The organism is Halanaerobium sp., assembly GCF_003070835.1.
In genome coordinates, this window is the sequence record NZ_QBLR01000040.1 from 1 (window position 1) to 22,347 (window position 22,347).

Below are 22,347 nucleotides of genomic sequence, written 5' to 3' on the forward strand. Positions count from 1 at the left end.
GTTGTAACTATTTAATTCAACGGAGCCAGGCAAATGCCTTTTTTATTTAGATATTTTTAGATTTACAGTTTTTTCTTCACAACATTAATTATACAACCTATTATTTTAGCTAGTTATTTTTAATGTTCCAGTAATTCAACCTCGATAAATTCTGTTAGGCCTTCAACTGCAGCATCTGCATCTTCCCCTTCAGCCTTCAAGGTGATCTCATCACCTTTGCCAAGACCTAAACTCATAATTCCCATAATACTTTTTGCATTGACTTCTTTTTCTCCAACGATAATTTCAATCTGTGACTTAAAATTTCCTGCCTTCTTAACCAGCTGTGAAGCCGGTCTGGCATGTAAACCTGTCTCATTGTTAATTGTCAAAGTCTTTTCTGCTGTCATTTTAAAATCCTCTCCTTATAAGCTTATATTAATTATTTTTTTAGTTGTTTAATTCTTTTTTTATTTCTTCAGCAATTAATTCTGCTTTGGTTCCAACAACCACCTGAGCATTATTCTTATTTGCTTTTAAAACACCGGAAGCTCCCAACTTCTTTAATTTAGCTTCATCTAATTTGCCAGAATCTCTAACTTCCAGCCTTAATCTTGTAATACAGGCATCAACACTTTTTAAATTATCAGCACCACCCAGGGCTTCGATATACTGTCTGGCTTTTGTACTACCAGTCTGTACTGAATTATCTGAACTGCTTTTCTGCTGACTCTCAGGCATTACACTCATCTGATTACCGCCTGCTGCAGCTTCCTCTCTCCCTGGTGTTGGAATGTTAAACTTCTGAATCGCAAAACGGAATAAGAAATAATAGACTGCAAAAAATGCAATCCCAATTGGAATAATTAAAAATGGTTTTGTGGCCAGTCCATAATTTAAGAAATAGTCAATCGCACCGGCAGAAAAGCCAAAACCATGCTGGATCCCTAAAACATAGGTTACAACCATTGAAAAACCTGTTAAAAGTGCGTGAATAGCATATAATACCGGAGCTAAGAACATGAAGGCAAACTCAATTGGTTCAGTAATACCAGTTAAAAAGGCTGTAAGTCCAACACTTAAAAAGATACCGGAGACTGCTTTTTTGTTTTTCGGTTTAGCTGCATGATACATAGCTAAAGCAGCTGCCGGCAGTCCAAACATCATCATTGGGAAAAATCCAGACATGAAAAATCCAGCCGAGGGATCTCCAGCAAAGAAACGAGATAGATCTCCAGTTACAACTTCTCCCGCTGCAGTTGTAAACTCACCAAAGACAAACCAGATAAAACTGTTAAGTACATGGTGCAGGCCAACTGGAATTAATAATCTGTTTAAGACGCCATAAACAAAGACTCCAATTGGACCGGCATTAATAATCCACTCACCGGTAAGCTGAATGACATTCTGAATTGGAGGCCAGATATAGCCAAAAATACCTGCCAGCAGAACACTTGCTGCACCAGTAATAATTGGGACAAAACGCTTACCGCCAAAAAATCCTAAAAAGTCAGGTAGTTCAATATCATGGTAGCGGTTATATAAAAATCCTGCAAGTAAACCACCAATAATTCCAGCCAGAACGCCCATATTTATATCAGAATTAATTGCCTGAGTTGCATTGGTGATTACAAAGTAACTGACTGCTCCTGCCAGTCCGGCTGCCCCGGAACTATCTTTAGCAATTCCAACTGCAACTCCGATACCAAACAATAAAGCCAGATTATCAAAGATTGCAGAACCAGCTGCCATGACAAAGGGAATATCGAAAACATCCCCGGCACCAAGTCTGAGCAGCAGTGCTGCTGCTGGAAGTACTGCTATCGGTAACATCAGAGACTTACCTATTTTCTGCAAACTAGAAAAAATCTTTTTCATTTTTTAAAACCTCCTGTTTTTTGTTAAAAATCTTTACTAAAACTTACTCATAAATAAAATAACTGCAGAGAAAATTTCTTTCCTGGATCTATATAATAATTACAGTTTAAACTGTAATTTTATTTTCATAAATTCTAAAAGCAATAGAAAAGCCGAAGAGAATCTACTACTCCCCTGGAATTAGGAATAATAGTTTCTCTTCGGCTCTTGCCTGATTAAACAGTAACATGCCTCAGTGAATATTTAGTTTTTGCATTCTATTTTTAAATGTAATTTTATCTTTAAATTAAATTGCTAAATCAAAATTAATTAAAATCCCTATTCAGTCTGTGCAGGTGCAGTGCCAGATAACCCTTCTCATCTTCGGGAACCTGGTAATCAAATCTGGATTCAATAATTTCTGCCAGTTTCCCTGCTAGCTGATAACTTTCTTTAAAGTCCTTTTTGATATTCTCTAAAAGTGGATTAGTATTATTTTCTCTACTTTCGATCCTCTCTAAAGCAAAACGGAGATGGTTAACCAGCCTGGCATAATTTAAACTGTCATATTCAAGTTCCTGACCAAGTTCTTCTTCCACCTTTGCAACCAACTGTTTGATAATTGAAGTATTCTTAACTGTTTTAGAAACCTCACTGTTATTAATTGCTCCATGAATGTGAAATGCTATAAAACCAATCTCGCCTTCTGGTATGGAAATCTCAAAATTATTTTCCAATATCTTTACTGCCTTCCTGGCCAGCTGAAATTCTTTTTTATAAAGGGTCCTGGTTTCCATCAAAAATGGATTTATAATCTCCAGCCCCTCTTTAATTCTTTTTAAGGTGAAAGCGATATGATCAGTCAGGCCAATCCTGATATACTGATTTATATCTTCATCAAGCTCCTCATTAACCATATTGATAATCTCTTCAGTTGCCTGAATGATCTTACTGTCTACCTCTTCCAGCAGCTGAAAATAATTACTCCTCTTTTCCCCGGCGAGAGGTACAAACTCCTGCTTGATTTGATAATCATCTTTTGTAAAAATATCACCTTTGCTGGATGCAAAACCAATACCAGTTGCAATCAGAATCAGTTCCTGCTTTTCAGCACCTTTTTCTGCTAGAATCACATTATTATTAAATACCTTTTTCACTTTATACTTTTCTCTAACAGACATCTGATTCCCCCTGAAAGTAAAAGCCTCATTTTATTAAACAAAAAGAAAAATCTAGAAAAAAATATAAAGTCCTCCCTCTTAGCTAATACAAATTAGTTAAGGAACTTATATCTTCTCCTAGATTATGCCTGATTTAACAGTAACACTCTCTTTTCCTCGATTGAGTTTTTTTAATTGTAACACTATTTATCCTGCTTTTCAAGCATTTTATTCAATTTTTTAGTTAATGAGCCGAAAAAAAGATCTAATTCGAATTTAGGCTGCATCTTTAGCCAGCTTTTTTGCCAACATCAGTATTGTTTATTTTAGAATTTTGCAGTATAACTGGAGTACCCAGGCCGCCGGCTGCTAGAATAACCTTATCTGCTTCGTATTCAAACTCATCCTCAGCATTAACACCTCTAACTCCATAAGCCTGCCCCTGATCGATAAGAACCTCTTCTACTCTACTATCATATCTAACTACCGCTCCCTGCTTGACAGCCTGATTTAAATAATTTTTTGCAGTCCACTTGGCTCCCTGTTTACAGCCATTAATACAGAGTCCACATTTTATGCATTTTTGTTGATCAATTGCTTTCGGCATAGCTTCCATCTGATAACCCAGGCTTAATGCTGCCTCATAAATTGCTCTGGAACCTGAGGCTTGAATTTCTTTGGTTGAAAGTCTTATTGGAATTTCATTTTCAGCCTCTTTAAATTCCTGACTGAGATCAATCCCCATTTCCTTAAACTCTTTTTCATAACATCTAACTATATTCCCAGTGGCGACAACTGTTGATCCCCCACCCATAAAAGTCCTGTAAATTATTACTCCTTCTTTTGATTTCTTAGGAGTTCGTGTATATTTATTACAGTCATAGAAACTCAAAATATCACGATTAGAAAGGTAATTACCAATTAAACTTCTTATTCTTTTCAACCAGATTGTTTAATATGAATATAATCAGCCATCCGCCTCTAAAAACAAAATGATTTTGAATGGCTTAATAATATGAAACCTCCTCTTAAGATGATTTTTTACATCTAAGAGGAGGCTTAAGTATCCAGGAAACAATTTAATTTTGAGTTACAATTTTTTAGACAGTTTTACCAGGGTTTAAGATGTTTTGAGGATCAAAAGTATTTTTAATTCCCCGCATCAGCTCCAGCTGCATGGGTCCAATATCTTCATGTAAATACTCTTTTTTAGCAATTGCAATTCCGTGCTCTCCTGATACCTTACCCTTCATCTCTCTTGATTTAGCATAAAGCTCGTCCATAACCGCTTTGTTTCGCTGCTGCCAGGTTTGATCATCTAGGTCGTCTTTTAAAGTATAGAGATGTAAATTTCCATCACCAGCATGACCAAAACCGCGGATTCTTAAATTATGTTTATCCTCCAGCCTGTGAGTAAAGTTAACAAAGTCAGCGACTCTATTTCTCGGCACTACTACATCACATTCATCTAATTCACTAACTGCTTTTAAAGCTTCAAGCAGGGCACCTCTGGTATCCCAGATCACATCCTGCCGCTCATCAGTGTTGGCAATATAGACATCATAAGCATTATTTGCCAGACAGACATCAGCTGCTACTTCGTACTGTTTTTCTATTTCCTTTTTATCATTACCGTCAAATTTAAGTAAAAGGTAGGCTGGAGCAGATGTATCTGGAAACTCTTTACCCAGATAATCAGTTGCAGCAAGCAGGACTTCCTTTTCCATAAATTCAATGCCTGTGGGCACTATCTTCGCATTTATGATTTCCGGTACAGTTCCAATCGCCTCTTCCAGGCTGTCAAAAGGAATCAATAAGGTTAATGCTTTTTTAGGCATTGGCACTAATTTTAAGGTGATTTCTGTTACAATACCAAGGGTTCCTTCTGAACCGATCATCAAATCCTGAATACTGTAACCGGAACTGTTTTTAACAACCTTACCACCGGTATTAATAATTTCTCCGTTTGGCAGCACAATTTCCATTCCCAGCACATAATCTCTGGTAACACCATATTTAACCGCCCTCATTCCCCCGGCATTGGTGAGCACATTACCATCTAAGGTAGCACTTTTTTCTCCCGGATCAGGTGGATACATAAAACCTAAATCATTTACTTTCTCAGCAAAGTTCATTAAGATAACTCCCGGCTGGACACTGGCAGTTAAGTTTTCTTCATCAATTTCAATGATTTCATCCATGGAAGTTGTTAATAAAAGGATACCACCCTCCATGGCAACTGCTCCCCCACAAAGCCCGGTTCCGCTTCCACGAGGAGTTACAGGTATATTTCTATTACTGGCAAATTTCATAATTTGAGCTACTTCTTCTGTATTTTCAGGCTCTACAATTAGCTCAGGATATACTCTAAGCTCTGCCAGTTCATCATGAGAATAATCTTCACTAATATCTTCCTTTAAAGTTACTCGATCACTATCTAAAATTTCGATTAAGGATTCGATATCTGCCTCTGTTATTTTATTAAAATTCATCAATTTACCCCCTATAAGTAGTACTAAACAACTGCTGCTGTTTTCTCAAAAACCTGCTCACCATTTTTTATCTTCTCAATTAATTTTGGTACAATCTCATATAAATCGCCCACCATACCATAATGAGCTACATTAAAGATACTTGCTTCTGGATCAGTATTTACTGCAAAAATATGTTCTGAGCTCTTCATGCCAGCCACAAACTGTACCGAACCTGAAACTCCTAAGGTGATTAATAATTCCGGTCGAACTGATCTTCCGCTTAAGCCAATCTGCTGCTGGTGTTCGGTCCAGCCCTTTTCAATTAAAGGACGGGTGGTTCCAATCTTAGCTCCTATTAAATCAGCAAGTTCTCTGATCATCTCTAAATCTTTTTCTTCCCTTACTCCCCGGCCAACAGCAATAATTTTATCTGCTTCTTCGATACTATCAACTTCAGGTTTTTTAGTGATGCTGACGAAGTTGGATCTGGTTTCTAATTCTTTTTCGTCAACACTAAAGTTAATAACTTCTCCGGTCGGATTCTCTATTCTTTCAGCAGGTTCCATAACCTTATAGCGCACAGTTGCCATCTGGGGTCTGGTTCTGGTAGTTAAAATCCTGGCCATAATATTACCACCAAAGGCAGGTCTGGTCTGGACTAAATCTGTATTCTCTCTAACATCTAAAATTGTACAGTCTGCAGTCAATCCTGTTTTAAATCTGGTTGAGATTCTTGGTGCCAGAGATCTACCGATTGAAGTTGCTCCAATCAGGATTATTGTTGGCTTTGTTCTCTCTACACAGTCTTCAAAGGCCCTGGCATAGGCTTCAACATCAAAATGATGCAGAGGTTCCTGATTATAAACATAAACTTTATCTGCCCCGTGTGCCAGGATTTCTTCAGTCTGATCAGTTAAATCATGGCCGAGTAAAATAACATGCAGTTCCTGATTAATTTTATCAGCCAATTCCCTCCCTTTACCCATCAACTCATAGGTAACCGGGTGAATTTTACCTTCTAACTGTTCTGCAAAAACTAAAACATCACTGTAGAGGCTCTTATCAACAGCTTTTCTTTTGTCCTCAACCGGCTGAATTAAACCTTCAGGACAGCTTTTAACACAAATTCCGCAGGCCTTACAGGCTGAATTCATCTCAATTTTACCGTCTACTATATCTATAGCATCAAAAGGACAGGCTTCAATACATACTTTACAAAGAGAACAATTTACATAATCTATGCTGTAGTTACTCATACAAGCTTCAACTCCTTTAATTCATTAAATAATTTGTCAGACAGTTCTTCTCCACTTCCATCCCAGATTACCTGTTCAATATTATCATCTGGAGGGAAAACTTCTTCTACCTGAGTTGGAGAACCCTTTAGTCCAAAATTATTTTCATCATCATCAAGTAGATCAGCAAAGGTAAGTGTTTCTATTTCTCTGTCAGCTGTTTCTAGTTTAAGTCTATAAGAAGGAAGGCGGGGCTGATTTACATGTTTGGTAACAGTAATCAAACCAGGGTAGCTAAATTCTACCACTTCAATAGTCTCTCCCATATCCTTTTCCACCATAATTTTTTCCTCAGTAGAGCCTTTAATTGAACTGACATAGGCTACATGGGGAATCTTAAGAGTTTCAGCAATAGCTGGACCAACTTGAGCGGTATCTCCGTCCGTGCTCTCCATACCGCAAATAATTAAATCATAGCCATTTTTGAGACCGATAACCTCAAGTCCCTTGCTCAAGGTATAACTTGTCGCCAGAACATCTGCTCCAGCAAATTTAATATCAGATAAAATAAAACCCTTATCTGCCCCCATCATATAAGCCTCTCTAATAACTTCTTTTGCCTGAGGAGGCCCCATGGTAATTGCGGTAACTGTTCCTCCGTGTTCAGCTTTCAACCTCAGTGCAGTTTCCAGTGCATACATGTCATAAGGATTCATTATTGAATCAACACCATCACGAATTAGATTTCCGTTTTCATCTACTTCCACATTTTTGGTTTCTGGAACCTGTTTAACACAAACTAATATTTCCAATTATTACACCCCTTTAAATTATATACCCGTTATTAAAAATTTAAGCCCAAATGCTAAAAAATATTTTAGATAACAATCCCCACTGTCATCTAAATATAAAATTTAAATCTGCCCCAATAAAATTATTTTTAATTTGAACCCCCTTTATCCAATATTTTAAAATAGAACTATCGGACCGATGGTCTGACCAATTTTGCGAAAAAATAAATATTTTTGCTTTATGTATTTTAGGACTGATGGTCTGACCATTAATTTTAAAAAAATTTGAATATTTAATTATATTCTTATCATATAGCATTCTATCAGGCTTGTCAAAGGAATTTGCAAGTTATTTATTTCTCAAATAAAGTTGAGATATTTCTTCTCTTTATCTTAAAAAGAATATAAATGGCAAAGAGACTGAATTTTCATCCAGCCTCTTTACAAGTTTAAACAACCTGACTTAATTTATTTTTGCCTGTTGGAATACAGAGAGGGGTTCCAAATACAGGATCAGAAACAATCTGACAGTTTAAATCAAAAACTTCTTTAATCACTTCTTCATCAATAACTTCTTCCGGTTTACCCTGGGCAAAAACTCCTTTATCTTTAACAGCCACTATATGATCAGCATAGCGGCAGGCTAAGTTTAAATCATGCAGGACCATAATAATTGTCCGCTGATCTTTCTTGTTTAATTCATAGAGTAAGTCAAGCAGATCAACCTGATGGGAGAGATCAAGGTAAGTAGTTGGTTCATCGAGTAAAATTATTTCTGTATCCTGAGCCAGGACCATTGCCAGCCAGGCCCGCTGCCGCTGTCCACCAGAGAGTGAACTTAAATCTCGGTCAGCAAGTTCTAAAAGACCTGTGTCTTTTAAAACCTTTTCAACTATCTTTTGATCCTCACTGCTTGAGGCCTGATACCATTTTTGATAGGGATATCTTCCCTGTTCAACCAGTTTGCGGACGGTAATCCCCTCTGGAATAGTAGAGCTTTGAGGTAAAAAGGCAAGCTTTTTTGCCACTTCTTTGGTTGAAAGCTGATTAATATCTTCTCCCTTCAGTTCTACTGACCCCTCCACAGGTTTTAAAAGCCGGGCCATAGAATTAAGCAGGGTTGATTTGCCAGAACCATTACCACCAATAAAAATAGTAATTTCGCCTTCTGGTATCTTTAAGTCAAGGTTATCAATTATTTTATCTTTGTCATAGGCCAGTGATAAATTTTTAGTTTCTAAAATACTCAAAGTTCTACCTCCTTTAAAATTGGTTGCGATTTCTGTAAAGTAAATAAATAAAAAATGGAGCTCCGATTCCGGAAACAAAGACTCCTGCCGGTAAGTCAAGTGGTAAAAAGGCCGTTCTGGCAAGCAAATCTGCTGCCATAAAAATCATTCCACCACTTAAAACTGAATAGATAATTAAGATTGAATAAGATTTTCCTCCCATTTTTCGGGCAATATGAGGTGCAATCAGTCCAATAAAAGCAACTCCTCCGGCATAGGCTACAGCAGATCCGGCCAGAGCTACACTGATTGTCATTAAGAGAAAGCGGTTGAGCTGGATATTTAAACCCAAAGCTGCAGCTACCTTATCACCTAAGGCCAGGAGATTTAAACTTTTGTAAAAAGCAAAAGCCAGTGGAATAAAAATTATAACCCAGGGCAGAAATTGAAAAAGATCCTCCCAGTTTGTACCATAAATACTCCCGGTCAACCAGACATAGGACTGAACTGTGGTACTGATTGGACTGAAGACAATAATCATTGTTACCAGAGCATCGACAGCTGCTGCAATCCCAATTCCAATCAAAACCAGCCTGATTGAACTGACACCCTTCTGCCAGGCCAGAAAATAGATCAAAGCGGAAACCACCGCTGCTCCCAGGATGGCAGCAAAAGGCAGACCGCCAATCCCATAATCAGCACTAAAAAAACTTAAGTAGGTGATTGCTCCAGCAGAAGCCCCACCTGTGATTCCAATTATATCCGGAGAAGCCAGGGGATTTTTAATATTTGCCTGCAGAATAAGTCCTGAAACTGAGAGAGCTGCCCCAACTAAAAAAGCCATAAGTGTACGGGGTAAGCGTAAAATATTAATTGTAAAATTATAAGACCCAGCTTCCAGTCCCAAAAAGTGACTGATCACAGTCACTGGTGAGATATAGCTGCTGCCGAAGGATAAAGAAAGAATAAAAATTAATCCTGCCAGCAGAATGAGTCCAAAAATTAAGATAAGCTCCCGCGAAATTTTCAAATTTTTAAGCATTAACTTTAAACCCCCGCCTGACAATGTAAACAAAAAATGGTGCTCCCATAAAAGCTGTCATAACTCCAATCGGTACTTCCTGAGGCATAATGATAATCCTGGCTGCAATATCTGCAATTAAAAGCAGGACTGCCCCAATAATAAAAGAATAAATTATCAGCCAGTGGTAGTTATTCCCGACAAAAAAGCGGCTGATATGAGGAACTACTAAACCAATAAAAGATATTGCGCCTGCTGCAGCCACTGAGCTGCCAGCCAGAATAACAATGCTCAGACCTAGTAAAAGTTTAATGATTATAGTTTTTTGACCCAGGCCTGCTGCCATCTCTTCTCCAATTAGTAAAATATTAATATCTTTGGCCAAAATTAAAGCCAGAATTATCGCTCCTAAAATAAATGGAAGCAGCGGCATAATCATTCCCAAATCTCTACCGGCAGTTGAACCAGAAAGCCAGAAAAGAACACTTTCTAAACTCTCCTGGTTAATTACCAAAAGACCCTGAGTAAAGGAATGGAAAAGAGCAGTCACTGCAGCTCCAGCCAGAATCATTTTTAGAGAGGAAAGTCCACTTCTACCCAGAGAAGCAATAAAATAAACCAGCAACCCGGCCAGCATTGAGCCAAAAAAAGCAAGCCAGATACTGAGCTCCATCGAAGTTACTCCAAAAAAAGTAGCTGCAATTACCAGCAGGAAAACTGCACCTGAGTTGAGCCCAAAAATTCCGGGAGCAGCAAGTGGATTACCGGTCAGCGCCTGCATTAAAGCCCCGGCAACAGCAAGACTCCCGCCTGCTGCTAGAGCAATCACAGTTCTGCTCAATCTGGTTGAGCGGATTATTAGATGTCTTGTTGACTGCTGGTCAAAACTAAATATTGCCCTGTAAACACTGGTTAAGGAAACAAAGTGCTGACCAACAGCCAGACTAAAAACTGCTGCTGTGATTAACAAAAAAGTTAAAAACAGCAGCATATTCATTTTTGCCTTTTGATTACGCAAAATGTAAGTCATTAAATTTATTCTTCCAGTTCAAAGTGTTCATATAATTGATCTAACATAATATGAGCTGATTCAATTCCGCCGGCCATATTCCAGGCAACCTGATCAACTCTAAATACCTGCTCATTTTGAACAGCATCCAGATTCTGCCAGAGTGGGTGTTCAGTCCATTCCTGATAGGTGTTTTCTACTGCCTGATCATCTGACATAAAGATGAAGAAGGCTTCTGCATTCATCTCCGGGATACTCTCTTTAGAAGTTAATTTAACTCCCCAGGTATCTTTTTTATGGTCTTCAGGTCTCTCAAAACCAAGTTCATTTAGAATTCTTCCAGCATAACCACTGTAATAAATACGGGCATGGTCTGCTCTAAAGTTTAAAACAGCAACCTCAATCGGCCACTTCTCACCCATTTTAGCTTCGATTTTTTCTCTGAAATCTGCAGCTCGCTGATCCCAGTTATTTAAAACTTCTGCTGCTTTTTCTTCTCTACCTGCAGCTTTACCCATTAATTTAACAGTTTCCCGATAGCGGAACACATTTTCTTCCATTACTGTTGGAGCAATCTGGGAAAGCAGGTTGTAAATATCCTCGTGCCTCATCTTAGAAGCAATAATTAAATCAGGATTTAATTTACTGATTTCTTCAAGATTGGGCTGAGTTTCCAGTCCAACCTGTTTAACATCACTCAGGTCATCCCGCAGATATTTATAGACAGGTTTTTCTACCCAGGATTCTACAATACCAACCAGGGGTATGTCAAGGGCATGAGCAGCATCACTGGCACCCTGATAAAGGGTTACAACTCTTTGGGGAGTGCCCTCAATTTCAGTTTTTCCCATTGCATGCTCAACAACCCTTGTTTCTGCCATCACCGAAATACTTAAAATTAACACCAAAGCCATTACCAGAACAGCTATGTAATTCTTTTTATTTAACAAAATAAATCCTCCTTTAGATTTACTTAGTGATTTTATGAATCCAATATTTATCACTAATAAAAATTATTAATTGAGACTGATTATCAAGCTCAATCGTTATTAATTATAACTAAACCCATTTGTTTTGTCAAGATTAAAAAATAAAAAATCACCTTTTGGAATTAAATCAATGGCTTTTTAATGCCAATATTCTCAAGGTGACTGCTTTTAAGACTATTTATTTCTTTTAACAACTTTTAAGGCTTCTCTTTCTGCTAGCGCTGAGAGCTGATGAGTATTTGAAAATTTAACCACTGCCAGCGGTTCCAGTTTAGAATATTCTCGTAAAGCCCAGCCAATTGCCTTTTGAATAAAAAATTCATCGATATCTCTTAACTTTTCAATCAGGTCAAATAAAAGCTGAGCATCTGTTTCTTCCTTATAGCCCAGCTGAAACAGTAAAGCGGTCCGCTGCAGCCAGATATTGCCGCTTTCCAGCCATTTCATAAGCTTGGGATCTCTTTCTTCAGGAAAAAGCTGAAAATATTCTCCCACAGATTTTTTTGCTATCTGATCCACAGTATCCCACCAGGATTTATTGGTCAGCATGTATTCAAAGAGATCTATCATATCTTTGCTATAATCTTTCTTATACTTTAGAATCAGCTCCTGAGCAAAATACTGAAATTCTCTTTCCGGCAGCTGCCAGAGCTTTTTGACTGCAGTTTTTAGCTGCCTTAATTTAGGCCGCTGATCCTGCCTCATATATTTTCTTAAAGTTTTTCGCCTCTCAGCTGCCTGCAGACCGTAGAAAGGAAACTGATCCCGCATGTAGCCTTCCATTCCCTCTGCTTTTTCCGGGTTAGAATTTTGAGCCAGACTGCTGCGGACAGCGTCCAAATAATCAAATAAAGCTTCCTCTTCTACCTCTTGCCAGCAGTCAAGCTGCTCTGCAAAATCAAAATTCCCGTCAATTAGATAAACTTTTTCTGATTCACGAGGTAGCTCAAGCTCCTCTAGATAGTTTTTTATTTCTTCCTGATTGTGGCTGTACAAGCCTGCCGAGCGCAGTTCAGCCTCTGCAAGCTGATTTCGCTGCTGCTGTCTTTTTTTAATTTCAGCCAGGTTTGTCTTTAGATAAAAGAGCTTTAACTCTGCGCCACAGTTTTCAGCCAGCTGATAATATTCTTTTCGAATCTCATATTTATCAAGATTGGCATCAGCGATGACTGAATAACCGGATTTAAGATAGTATTCAATTAGCTCATTAAAAATTTCAAAGGTCCAGTGATAGTTATCTGATTGGTCCAGATTATATTCTAAAGCTATCTGATCAGCTGCCAGATAGATACTTTCTTTTTTGTTTCGCTGATAAAGCTCTTCCGCCAGTGTTGATTTACCGCTGCCTGGAAGGCCAAAAAATAGAAAAAGTTCTCTTGTCTCAGCCTTCCGCTCAGGCATCTCAATTGATTTTTTTATCTTATTTTTTATTTCAATTTTATTCATTAAAATCATTCCGTTCTTTTCTAGTCTATTATTATTTTACTGTTTTAGATTATAAACCGTATAATATATCCTGTCTGTAGTTAGAATCCTTTCCCCGCCGCAGCTCTTTTAATAAGCTGGCAGTGAATTCTTCCAGGTCATAAGCTTCAATTTCGCTGAGCTCAATCCATTGATAGGACTGGGCCTCATGATTTAACTCAACTTTTGTAGAATCACTGCGACAGATAAAATCAACAAAAAGGAAATGTTTCTGATTTTGAAAAGACTCAGAATAAATACTTTCTGTGATTCCAAGCAGTTCAATATCATAAATTTCAAGCCCTGTTTCTTCTTTAACCTCTCTCACTAAGGCCTCTTCCATTTTCTCTCCTGCTTCAATATGACCGCCGGGGATTACATATTTTTGCTGCCATTTATTTGATTTGCAGATCAGAACTCTGTTTTCTGGATTCAAAATAACAGCACCTACTGTGGCTTCCGGATATTTCATTTTGCTCACTCCTCTGGTTTTAGTTATTATATAGTTTAAAAACTTTATATTTCTAATGATTAGAAACTTATGTAAAATAAATATAGAGCCATAAGAGAAACAGCAGCTGTTAAAACAGCTTTAACCAGTTTTTCTCCTTTATCTACCGCTAAAGTACTGGCCAGATAACTTCCGGTGCCATTTCCGAGCGCTAAAATCAGAGCTGTTATCCAGTCAACCTTACCGTTAAAAATAAAGATACTGAGTGAAGAAAAAATATAGATTGCAACCACAAATACCTTAAGGCTGTTAATTTTGACCAGGGAAAAACCTGTTAAAAGTGAAAGGGCTGCGATGATTATAATCCCTACTCCAGCCTGAATAAAACCTCCATAAATTCCAATCAAAAAAAACACAAAACCTGCAGTTATTTTTCGGCTGCTGCTTAGTTCTTTCTGATTAAGCTTTAGATTTTTTAGCGGATTCCAGAGTATAAAAACTAACATAAGCAGCATAATTACTGCCAGAAGCTGATTAAAAAACTGCTCAGAAATTGAAACTGCTATCCGGGCTCCGATTAAAGAGCCAATTACAGCCGGTAAGGCAAGAATCAGGCCAAATTGATAATCAAAATAGCCTTTATCTCTAAAATTAATAACAGCTGTGATATTTTCAACCAGTAAGGCTACCCGATTGCTCCCATTAGCTACAGCGGCTGGCAGACCTAAAAAAATTAAGATAGGTAGAGTAATCAAAGAACCTCCTCCGGCCATTGTATTGATAAATCCAGCTGAGATTCCGGCAGCCAGAATAAGTAAAATTTTAGTCAGCGGCAATTGAATCTCTCCCTTCCAGCTTGATTTCCTCTATCCTAAAAACTCAGTGCATAGATTAAAGCAACTGCAAAAGAAAGCAGAGTTGCCAAAACCGTTACCATAAAATAATCAAAATATGTTTCCTTAAATTTAAGACCTGTATAAGCCAGCATCGCCAGATAGGCACTGTTATGGGGCAGAGTATCCAGGCCAGTTGAGGCAATAATTATAAGTCGGTGCAATTTTTCTGGATCCACCATCTGGACAATGTTTTCGCCAACTGTACTTAAAGTTAAAAGCATTCCCCCGGATGCACTACCTAAAAGACCAGCAGCAATATTTGTGATAATTCCGGTCAGCAGATAGGGATTTAAAGGCAGATTTAAGAGGGTCTGCAGAAAATCTTTAAAAACCGGCAGGGATGAAATTACCTGCCCGAAGCCCATCGCCGAAGCAGCAAACATCAGTGGTAAGACTGCATTGGAGATGCTGTCATTTAAAATTTCTAAGAGATCAATCTTTCTAATATTTTTTATGATTGAAAGTACAACCCCCAGCAGTAAAGCAACTACAGGCGGTTTTGAAAATACTGCCAGCACAATAAAGACAACTAAAAGCGGCAGCATCGCTGTTAAAAAATTAAAAAGTTTAGTTAAATCCGGCTTTTTTAAAATACTGTCATTTAAATTACTACTTTCAGCTAACATTGACCTGCTCCTGTATCTCAAGTAAGCAATTGCAGCCGCTGAACCAGCCGAAATCCCCGCCAGTCCCAGGCCAAATCCGGCAAGGGCGGAAGTATTTAAATAATCCATCATGATTAAATTATGTACCTGGGGACTGCCCGGCAGAGAAAGGCCAACTATTACATTCCCCCCGGCAATAGAAGCGATGATCAGTGATTTGGGCAGACCGGCTTCTTCAAAAACTTTTTTTGCAATTGGATAGATGGTAAAAATTAAGACAAAAGCTGAAATTCCACCAATTGAAAGCAGTACACTGGCAAAAAAGATACCTACAGCTGCATAGCGGTGTGAAAGTACATCAAGCACAAATTCTCCAATTGCAGTTGCATCATCTGAGTCTTCCATTATCTTGCCCAGGACCGCACTCAGCAGAAAAATGAATAGATAATCCTGAACAAAAGAAGCAAAACCGGGCAAATACTGGGCATTCAGGATTTCTAAAATGTTTAAATTATTTAAGTATAAAATTACTGCTGATGAAAGCGGAGCAGCAACTACGATACTTACTTTTAAAATAATTAGTGTTATTAAGATTATAAAGCCAACTGTGATACTTAACAAAATTATTCTCCCTCCAAAAAACTCCAGCCAATTTTAGTTTTCATTTCATCTGATCTAATTAAAGCATATTCTGTTGCTAAAGAACCAAAAATTTCAGTAAAGATTGAAGTAAATAATATCACATTTAAGATCAGCATTGAAATATTAGCCACATTACCGGGGATATGGATAAAATCTTTTTGAATTATAAATGCTAAATCAATTGTAATTCCAATCTGAGGAATCAGACCAAAGCCAATATAATCCTCTACATGTTTGGGAGCAGATGAAAATTTCGCCCCAAAATGCGCACCTCCAACCTTACCAATAATCCTCATTAATGTATAGGCAAACGCAATTACTAAAAAGCCTGGATTAAACAGATTACTAATGTCAATTTTGGTGCCGGCCAGAATAAAGAAAGTAGCAAATAAAGGAACAGTTAAAATATCAATCTTATCTGAAACATTTAATCTTCTTTTTGGGATGTTCCTGTAAACAAAACCGACTGTTAAGTTGGCAAATAGTGGTGAAATATGTAAAAACACTGCTGCTGCAGAAGTCCCAATGATCGTTGCCAGAATTAATAAAATTTTTCGGCTCTCTGAATCACATCTAACCATTAAGTACTGAGAAATATAACCTAAGACAAAGCCGAGCAGAATTGCAGCAGTAACTCTAACTAAGGGCTCAAACAGCATATTAGTTAATGTTAATTCTAATTCGGGTGAAGCAAGTATATATGATAAGGGCTCCATAAAAGAGAAAATAAGCAGAGCCAAAAATTCATCTAAAGCCAGCACAACCATCAGGGTTGCAGAAAACTCTCCTGGAATACCATATTCCTTTAATACCATTACCGTTGCCGCTGGGGCTGTAGCAGTAGCGATTGTACCAAATAAAATAGCCACAAAAAGATCTTTGCCCAAAAGGAGCATAATTCCAGTCACCAGCACAAAAGCACCAATTGATTCGAAAATAACAATCAGAGTTAGCTCAAACTCCAATTTTTTTAAAATTTTTATGTACAAAGAAGTTCCTATCCCAAATGAGATAAAAGATACTGCCAGGACAGTGATAAAATTGAGGGTATTAAGCAAGTAACTGTGCCAGGCTAAAAATTCCCTGGGTAAAAAAGATAAACTCCTAACTACACTCTCACTGAATAATGTTCCCAAAAGTATATAACCAACTACACTGGGAATTCTGAACTTATCGGTTATAGTTTTAATTATAAATGCCGCTAAAAAGAGAAGACCAATTAAATAAATCAGTTTATGGCTCTTATGGTTAAGCAGCATCCACTGCTGTAAATTGTTTAGACTCCCCAGTACATCATAATTGTTAATCATTATCGCCCCCTTTTTTTTATTAAGGAATTAATTTGGATATTCGATTATTTACAGTAATGATTATAGCATATATCTTCACCTGATTAATAGACCTTATTTGATATTTAACTAAATTTTGAATAAAATTAACTAAAAATTATAGATGAAAAGAATAAAAACAGCCTTTTTAGCCAAAAAAATAACCCGATAATAAGATTATTACCGGGTTGAGAATCTATCAATTATTTAGATTATTATTCTACAGGTTCGATTCCAATTAAAGTCTGAACCATTCCCATCTGGAATCCACTTACTCCTCCACTAACTGGAATACCATAAGGATTATCTTCTGTAGGCCAGTTTGTCCAGTTATTGGTCATTGCCTGACCCCACATTCCATTATGCCAGAGTGGTACTGTAGGCATATCCTGCAGCAGTGTCTTTTGAATTTCAGAAGCCAGTTTTTGTTTTTCAGCTTCATCTCTAGTCATATTAAATTGATCTATTTTTTCAAATAATTCAGGGTTATCATAGGCACCCCAGTTACCATTATTAATCTCTTCACCATAAATGTTGCTGTTGGCAACTCCGTTCCAGTAATCAAATGGTGAGGATGAGCGTGTTGTCTGGAAATGAGCAATTATCAGATCAAAATCACCATTGTAGCGTTTGTGGTGAAATAGTGAAGAATCAGGGAAATTAGGATTAATGTTTAGGCCAATTTCCTGAGCGTTGTTGGCAACTATTCTGATTGCTTCCATCCAGTCTGACCAGCCGCTTGGCACCATTATTTCCAGTTCTAAAGGTGAACCATCCGGCATATCTCGCCAGCCATCTCCATCAGCATCAACATAGCCAGCTTCATCTAATATTTTTTCTGCCTGAGCAGGGTCATATTCAAATCCATATTCTTCTACAACATCTTCGTCTAGATAGTCCAGCCAGCTCTCACCAAATAGACCTGTTGGATTAGCAGCTCTTACAAGACCACCATATACTCGATCAACAATGGTCTGCTTATTGACCATATATCCCATCGCTCTGCGAAACTCGAGATCGTCAAAAGGCTCTCGCTCAAGATTCATATACATATTTGCTGTATTCCAGGAAAGCATATATGGTTGATCTTCAAACCAGGTAATAAGACCAAACTGATCTTTAATTCTCTCAATTCCAGGGATGAAATTATTACTAAAATCAACCTCACCTTTCATTAACATTCCCATTGTAATATTGTTGCTCTGGTTAACAAGGTCTACTACAAATTTAGGTTTGGGCTGACCAAAAACATCATTACCCCACCAGTTATCATCTCTTCTCCAGATCATTCTGTCCTGAGCAGAATCACTGTGAGTATAGGGACCAGTTCCAACAGGATCTTTCATTGTTCTGGTGATTAACTCTTCAGCAGGGATTTCACTCCAGATATGTTCAGGAATGATGTAGCGCTCATATAATTCTGAATTCCATTCTGCATAGTGTGGCTCAAAAAAGCTAAAACGAACTGTATAATTATCTTCTGCTTCTACACTTTCCAGCCAGTTCCAGATTGGTGAATAGTAAATTTCACTATCTTTTGCTACCTGATAGGTGAAAACAACATCTTCAGCATTGAATTCTTCACCATCAGTCCAGTTGACATTCTCTCTTAAGTTAACAACATATTCACTTTCATTAACCCATTCCCCACTTTCAGCAAGCCAGGGAGTATAATCATTTTTTACAGCATTATAGGAAAATAAAGTTTCATAAAAAAATCCTCCAGTACCTCTAACCTGACTTGGCAGTAAAATATTCCAGGTTGAAGGAGGTCCCCACAGTCCACCTGTGATAACAAGAATCTCACTGCGATCTGCATCTGCCAGTCCTAAATCTTCCTGTGCCATAACTGAAAAACTGAGACTTAAAAATAAAATTAAAGATAAAACTAAAACAAATTTGCCCTTCTTACTCATTAATAAACACCCCTTTTAAATTATTTTTGATTAAAAATTCACTCCAGTTTTTCTTAAGGGATTATAGGCTTATACAAATTGAGAGCGAATAAAAATATATTCTTTCTAAATCCAGCTGCCATTCGGCATTTAGATTAATAATTATTAAAATCTTTAGCTTAACTTACCACTCATGGACACTACCGTCCAGAGCTTCTGCAACAGGTAAATATGCTTTTTGATACGGATATTCAGCTGCAGCTTCTTCGTCTATCTCACAGCCAAGCCCCGGCTTATCTGATATTTTAAGATAACCGTCTTCAAATTCTGGACCACCTTTAAAGACCTCTTTTACCTCTTTTGGGAACTGTGCAAATTCCTGAATACCAAAGTTTGCAATCGCAAAATCAAGGTGTAAATTTGCCAGATGTGCAACTGGAGAAATATCAGCTGGTCCATGCCAGGCGGTTTTAATATGAAAGGTCTCGGCAATTGCTGCTATCTTTTTAGCCTCTGTAATTCCACCAATATGACTCAGATCACAGCGGATATAGTCTATTAATTGATCTTTGATCAGCGGCAGAGCTTCCCATCTAGTATTGAAAAGTTCTCCCATTGCCAGCGGCGTTGAAGTCTGGCTTTTTAGCTGTCTAAAACCTTCCCTGTTTTCAGGTTTTAACAAGTCTTCTAAAAATAAAAGGTCATATTTTTCTAACTTTCTGGCCAGTTTAATAGCCTCAGGCACTGTCAGGCGCTCGTGAGAATCATGAATTAAATGTACTTCATCACCTATTTCAGCTCTGATATATTTAAAGAGTTCCGGAATTGTTTTCAAATAAGGTTTGGAATCCCATTTTTCAACAAAGGGAAGTTCCAGAGCATCATCTTCGACAGTACCGTAGGTTCCGTCAAGTCCGGGTATAGCAACCTGAATTCTTAGAGCTTTATAGCCTGCTTCAATTTTCTTGAGCGCTTTTTCCTTAACTTCCTCAAAATCGTTTCCAGAAACATGGCTGTAGCAGAGAGCTTTTTCTCTGCTCTTACCGCCCAGGAGAGAATAAACCGGCAGGCCAGCTTTTTTACCCTTAATATCCCAGAGGGCCATATCGATTCCGGCTAAAGCTGTCATTAAAACAGGTCCTCCCCGCCAGTAAGTACCCTTATAAATATAGTTCCAGATATCTTCAATATTATCCGGATTCCTACCAATTAAAATTGGGGCTAAATATTCTTCCAGTGCTTCAGCTACTGCAAGCTCCCTCCCATTGAGAGTTGCATCTCCATAGCCATAGATACCGCTGTCCGTTTCAATTTTTACTACTACATAATTTCTCCCGGGAGAGGTAACAATAACTTTTAAATTTGTAATTTTCATCAGATCACCTTCATTTTCAATTTGTCAAACAAAATAATTAGTTCTAAAATACTTATTGGTTGTCGGTTGTTGGTTGTAATACAAGTTAGATTAAAAATTTTATATCTTTTTGAGCTCTTTAAATCTTTCACGGTCATCTTCTTCAGAAAGCTCTACTGCCAGCTGTGGATCTCTGGCCTCTATTGCCTGAAAAAGTTTTCTGTGACCGGCTATACTTTTTTCAAAATTACCATTTTTATTCATTTCTTCTAAATGTTTAAAGAGTATATCCTTCAATCTCAGCATCGCCTGGTATAAAATTTTATTCTTAGTTGCTCTGGCAACATTTAAATGGAATTTATAATCCCAGACAGTATATTCCTGATAATCATCCTGATGTTTTTTCATCTGCTCTAAAGCATTTTTGATTTCCTGAATGTCCTCTTCATCAGCTCTGATTGCTGCCAGACGGGCATTTTCTTTTTCGATTACACTCCTGAATTCAAGCACATCAAGTATTTCATTATCATTAAAAATCATTCCGGGAATAATATTGCTGATTATACTGCTGTTTAAATCTTTTTTTAAAAAAGTTCCCTGCCCCTGACGGGTTTCAATTAAATTTAAACCCTTTAGTTTTTGAATTGCATTCCTAATTGTATTTCTGCTGACACCATACTTCTCCGACAGTTCATTCTCTGACGGAATTTTCTGGCCAGCTTCCCAGTCGCCACTGACTATTTTTTCTTTCAGCTTTTTATATACTTCATCAACCAAGTTAACTTTTTTAATGGTATCCATTTTTATCCCCCGCTTAAAAATCAGTGGTTGTAGGTTGTTCTACAAGTTATAGGTTAATTATAGATTATATTTTTTAAAATGTCAAATAATTATTTTAATTTCAGCTTCTGAAGTATTTGCTCCTTGAAATTACCGTAATTCTCAGGATCTAAGTTGCTTGCTTCTACAATTTCCTCCGGAAAAGTTACTGCCTCAACCTCAAAGTTATCTTTTAATAAATGCTTGTTTTCCAGGGAAATATTAGTTATCTTATCGATAAAGACTTCTCTTCCCTCACGATCAGTTAAAGGTAAAATAAAAAGATATTTAAAATCTTCCAGAAAAAATATCTGGTCAATATTTCTAATTCTGGAGGTAATGAGGTTTTTGATATCCATATAATATTTCTGATCAATTTTATGAGGTAGATCAAGTATAACAACTGAAAAAGAAAGTTTTGACCTCATAGATCTATTCAGCTCCATACTTAAAGTTGTTTTATAAGATTCTTCTTTTTTAAAAAGCCCTTTATTTTCGAAAGCAGAATCAATATTGTTTACTTTTCTTAAGAGAGTTGATTTATCAAATGGTTTGGCTATAAAATCTTTTGCTCCCAGGCTGACCGCTTTTTTTATCACGCTGGCTCTATTAGCACCACTGACAACTATCACATCAATTTCAGGATACTGCTGCTTTAAAAAGTTCAATAAGTCAAAACCATTTTCACTACTTAAATAAGTATCAAGTAAAATTAGATCAATATCTTTTAGTGAAATATCACTGGCAAAAGTATTCTGCCTGACAGAAGCAGCATTATCTGACTGGTAGACATTAAAGCCTTCTGCTTTTAAGATAGAAGTTATCCTATAACGAACCAGAGTTGTATCATCAATGACTAAAATGTTTTTCATATTATATCTGACCTTTCTCTATTTCTTTTAATCAAAATTATTATCGAATTTCTCTTATTATAATTATATTCAAGAAAAGAAGATATATACCTTTTAAAACTAAATCTTATCACTTCCTGCTTTTGGCTAAAAACTTCTCAGCAAAAAAGTTGTGGAAATCTCTTGACAGCAATCTTATTCTATAGTACAATATTATTCGTGACATAAGTGGAGAGATGTCCGAATTGGCTAAGGAGCCGGACTTGAAATCCGGTGAAGCCGAAAGGTGTCAGGGTTC

General features: G+C 37.3%; 20 protein-coding genes. All 20 read right to left on the minus strand.

Annotated features, from left to right (window positions below):
- Positions 1–119: 119 nt before the first annotated feature.
- Positions 120–389, minus strand: coding sequence for an HPr family phosphocarrier protein (locus CI949_RS06440; protein ID WP_108141128.1), 270 nt, complete (start codon positions 387–389; stop codon positions 120–122).
- Between the two features lie 40 nt (positions 390–429).
- Positions 430–1,857 carry an N-acetylglucosamine-specific PTS transporter subunit IIBC gene (gene nagE / locus CI949_RS06445; RefSeq protein ID WP_108141126.1) on the minus strand — a complete coding sequence of 476 codons (1,428 nt, stop codon included), beginning with the start codon at positions 1,855–1,857 and terminating at the stop codon, positions 430–432.
- A gap of 305 nt (positions 1,858–2,162) precedes the next feature.
- Positions 2,163–3,017 carry a transcription antiterminator gene (locus tag CI949_RS06450; protein WP_108141124.1) on the minus strand — a complete coding sequence of 285 codons (855 nt, stop codon included), beginning with the start codon at positions 3,015–3,017 and terminating at the stop codon, positions 2,163–2,165.
- Positions 3,018–3,285: 268 nt separating this feature from the next.
- Positions 3,286–3,939 (minus strand): GMC family oxidoreductase N-terminal domain-containing protein, encoded by a 654-nt coding sequence (locus CI949_RS06455; protein ID WP_133531160.1) that lies wholly within the window; start codon positions 3,937–3,939, stop codon positions 3,286–3,288.
- 157 nt (positions 3,940–4,096) lie between these two features.
- Positions 4,097–5,488 carry an FAD-binding oxidoreductase gene (locus CI949_RS06460; protein ID WP_133531159.1) on the minus strand — a complete coding sequence of 464 codons (1,392 nt, stop codon included), beginning with the start codon at positions 5,486–5,488 and terminating at the stop codon, positions 4,097–4,099.
- A 23-nt stretch (positions 5,489–5,511) separates the two neighbouring features.
- A complete protein-coding gene (locus CI949_RS06465; RefSeq protein ID WP_108141118.1) occupies positions 5,512–6,726 on the minus strand; it encodes an electron transfer flavoprotein subunit alpha in 1,215 nt (404 codons plus the stop codon).
- Complete coding sequence (locus tag CI949_RS06470) at positions 6,723–7,517, minus strand: electron transfer flavoprotein subunit beta/FixA family protein (RefSeq protein WP_108141116.1); 795 nt, start codon at positions 7,515–7,517, stop codon at positions 6,723–6,725. The genes CI949_RS06465 and CI949_RS06470 overlap by 4 nt, the downstream gene beginning before the upstream one ends.
- Positions 7,518–7,945: 428 nt before the next feature.
- Positions 7,946–8,746: an ABC transporter ATP-binding protein gene (locus CI949_RS06475; protein WP_108141114.1), complete on the minus strand. Its 801-nt coding sequence runs from the start codon at positions 8,744–8,746 to the stop codon at positions 7,946–7,948.
- 13 nt (positions 8,747–8,759) lie between these two features.
- On the minus strand, positions 8,760–9,767 hold the full coding sequence (locus CI949_RS06480; RefSeq protein WP_258222470.1) for an iron ABC transporter permease: 1,008 nt from the start codon (positions 9,765–9,767) through the stop codon (positions 8,760–8,762).
- A complete protein-coding gene (locus CI949_RS06485) occupies positions 9,760–10,776 on the minus strand; it encodes an iron ABC transporter permease (RefSeq protein WP_108141110.1) in 1,017 nt (338 codons plus the stop codon). The genes CI949_RS06480 and CI949_RS06485 overlap by 8 nt, the downstream gene beginning before the upstream one ends.
- 5 nt (positions 10,777–10,781) lie before the next feature.
- The gene (locus CI949_RS06490; RefSeq protein WP_181248188.1) at positions 10,782–11,669 is read right to left on the minus strand and encodes an iron-siderophore ABC transporter substrate-binding protein; all 888 of its coding nucleotides are present in this window, start codon (positions 11,667–11,669) and stop codon (positions 10,782–10,784) included.
- Positions 11,670–11,918: 249 nt separating this feature from the next.
- Complete coding sequence (locus tag CI949_RS06495; protein ID WP_166637189.1) at positions 11,919–13,190, minus strand: DNA alkylation repair protein; 1,272 nt, start codon at positions 13,188–13,190, stop codon at positions 11,919–11,921.
- Between the two features lie 49 nt (positions 13,191–13,239).
- Positions 13,240–13,680 (minus strand): NUDIX domain-containing protein, encoded by a 441-nt coding sequence (locus tag CI949_RS06500; RefSeq protein WP_108141104.1) that lies wholly within the window; start codon positions 13,678–13,680, stop codon positions 13,240–13,242.
- 59 nt (positions 13,681–13,739) lie between these two features.
- Positions 13,740–14,495 (minus strand): sulfite exporter TauE/SafE family protein, encoded by a 756-nt coding sequence (locus CI949_RS06505; RefSeq protein WP_108141102.1) that lies wholly within the window; start codon positions 14,493–14,495, stop codon positions 13,740–13,742.
- Positions 14,496–14,530: 35 nt separating this feature from the next.
- Positions 14,531–15,781: a GntP family permease gene (locus CI949_RS06510; RefSeq protein WP_108141100.1), complete on the minus strand. Its 1,251-nt coding sequence runs from the start codon at positions 15,779–15,781 to the stop codon at positions 14,531–14,533.
- Positions 15,782–15,783: 2 nt separating this feature from the next.
- Positions 15,784–17,112: a cation:proton antiporter gene (locus CI949_RS06515; RefSeq protein WP_258222469.1), complete on the minus strand. Its 1,329-nt coding sequence runs from the start codon at positions 17,110–17,112 to the stop codon at positions 15,784–15,786.
- A gap of 233 nt (positions 17,113–17,345) precedes the next feature.
- The gene (locus CI949_RS06520) at positions 17,346–19,046 is read right to left on the minus strand and encodes an ABC transporter substrate-binding protein (RefSeq protein WP_290764288.1); all 1,701 of its coding nucleotides are present in this window, start codon (positions 19,044–19,046) and stop codon (positions 17,346–17,348) included.
- 163 nt (positions 19,047–19,209) lie between these two features.
- Positions 19,210–20,400: a D-mannonate dehydratase ManD gene (gene manD, locus CI949_RS06525; RefSeq protein ID WP_290764291.1), complete on the minus strand. Its 1,191-nt coding sequence runs from the start codon at positions 20,398–20,400 to the stop codon at positions 19,210–19,212.
- A 99-nt stretch (positions 20,401–20,499) separates the two neighbouring features.
- On the minus strand, positions 20,500–21,180 hold the full coding sequence (locus tag CI949_RS06530) for a FadR/GntR family transcriptional regulator (RefSeq protein ID WP_108141095.1): 681 nt from the start codon (positions 21,178–21,180) through the stop codon (positions 20,500–20,502).
- 89 nt (positions 21,181–21,269) lie between these two features.
- Positions 21,270–22,070, minus strand: coding sequence for a response regulator (locus tag CI949_RS06535; RefSeq protein ID WP_133531150.1), 801 nt, complete (start codon positions 22,068–22,070; stop codon positions 21,270–21,272).
- Between the last annotated feature and the right edge of the window lie 277 nt (positions 22,071–22,347).